Raw genomic sequence first — 1050 nt, 5'->3', positions numbered from 1 at the left:
GATCAGGCCACCCAGCACCACGCGCAGCGAAACCTGCTCGCCCAGCAGCGTGGCGGCCATCACCATCGCCACCGGCGGCACCAGGTACAACGCCACTGACGCGCGGCTGACCTCGACATGCCGCAACACATAGGCCCAGGCCAGGTACGCCAGGGCGCTGGGAAAGGCGCCGAGCAACAACACCGCCCAGTTGGCTTGGGTCGATGATTGCGACACCACCGCCGGCAAACCCGGCAAATACACACACAGCAGCAATGTGCCCGACCACACGGTGTAGCACACCGTGGTCAGCGGGCTGTAGCGCCGGGAATAGTGTTTCTGGATGGTGAAATAAAGGCTCCACGACAGCGCCGCCAGCAGGATCATCAGTCCACGGGGATCAATCTGCCCCAGGCCATGCTCGCCCCAGATCACCACCAGCACTCCGCTCAAGCCCAGCAGCACGCAACCCCAGCGCCAGCCGGTAACTCGCTCCTTCAAGCCGAAAAACGCCACCAGCACCGTAAATAGCGGAACCGACTGCGCCAGCACACTGGAGGCAGCGGCCGTGACAAATTGCTGGCCGAAATTGATCGTCAGGTGATGCAGGAAAATCCCGAAGAAGCCCAGCACCAGCAACCACGGCAGGTCCCGCAGACGTGGCCGCTCGATCCTCATGACCAACGCGATGCCGGCCATCAATACCGAAGCAATCAGGAACCGCCCCAAGGCCAACTGGCCAGGGCTGTAGCTGTGCAAGGCCAGATGCACGCCAATCGGCGAATACGCCCAACAGAGGATGACGCTGGCAGTGACTAGCGTAAGCTTTACAGGTGACGGGGCTTTCATGAACGGCGTCCAGCAGTGGGAATGCCGTCAGTCTTGGCCCCGGCAAGGCGCAGGACAATTAACCGTTTCTGACTTCTGTAATCACTGGAACTGAGCGATGGAACTGGCCCAACTGAAAATGGTGAAAGCCGTGGCACAAACCGGCAGCGTGGCCCAGGCCGCCCTGCAACTGCACTGCGTGCCGTCCAACATCACCACACGCATCAAGCAACTGGAAAGCGA

General features: G+C 61.2%; 1 protein-coding gene and 1 pseudogene (1 of these 2 cut by a window edge). One reads left to right on the top strand and one right to left on the bottom strand.

The features are described from left to right. A partial coding sequence (locus tag HX786_RS31265; RefSeq protein ID WP_178913067.1) for a DMT family transporter occupies nt 1-828 on the bottom strand: 828 nt, incomplete at its 3' end. A gap of 97 nt (nt 829-925) precedes the next feature. Between HX786_RS31265 and HX786_RS31260 the strand changes: the two are divergent. Continuing rightward, a pseudogene (locus HX786_RS31260) lies at nt 926-1050 on the top strand (LysR substrate-binding domain-containing protein); its annotated part runs 305 nt beyond the window's last position; the annotation flags it as partial.

The organism is Pseudomonas sp. 21615526 (assembly GCF_013386245.1).
Classification (GTDB): Bacteria; Pseudomonadota; Gammaproteobacteria; order Pseudomonadales; family Pseudomonadaceae; genus Aquipseudomonas.
Note: the sequence above shows the minus strand (reverse complement) of the source record. Positions and strands in the feature narration are given on the sequence as shown.